Genomic DNA, 388 nt, shown 5'->3' with positions numbered 1-388 from the left:
CAGTACCGCAGCCGACCAATCCAATGAATGCGAGCTGCAGCGCCTGCTGCAACCAGACCCGCGGCCATGCTCAACACGAAGAAGATGCAGGCGGCCAGGCCCCACTTCACCGTGTCGCCGGCACGTGCTGCGCGGGCCACGGACGCATCTGCGTCTTTCAGATCTTGCAGCACCTTGCGCGCATCGCCCTCTTCCCAGACGTCCTTGTAGTTGGCCGCGACCTGGCTCATTTCCCGCCGCCCTACCCTACCTACCTCGACATCATTTGTGCTCGCTGCAGATCCCTGTGACGATGCGAAGTGCATGCCGGTCCACATCGTTGTGATCGTGAGCGCTGTCCATACGACGAGGACGAGGAACGCCACGTTGATGGCCGAGCGCGTTGCGT

At 62.4% G+C, this 388-nt stretch carries 1 protein-coding gene; it reads right to left on the bottom strand.

Going from position 1 to position 388, the window contains the following annotated elements:
• A partial coding sequence (locus FJV41_RS51645) for a hypothetical protein (protein ID WP_141649707.1) occupies positions 1-230 on the bottom strand: 230 nt, incomplete at its 3' end.
• Positions 231-388: the final 158 nt, after the last annotated feature.

This window comes from Myxococcus llanfairpwllgwyngyllgogerychwyrndrobwllllantysiliogogogochensis, from assembly GCF_006636215.1.
Taxonomy (GTDB): Bacteria; Myxococcota; Myxococcia; order Myxococcales; family Myxococcaceae; genus Myxococcus; species Myxococcus llanfairpwllgwyngyllgogerychwyrndrobwllllantysiliogogogochensis.
Note: the sequence above shows the minus strand (reverse complement) of the source record. Positions and strands in the feature narration are given on the sequence as shown.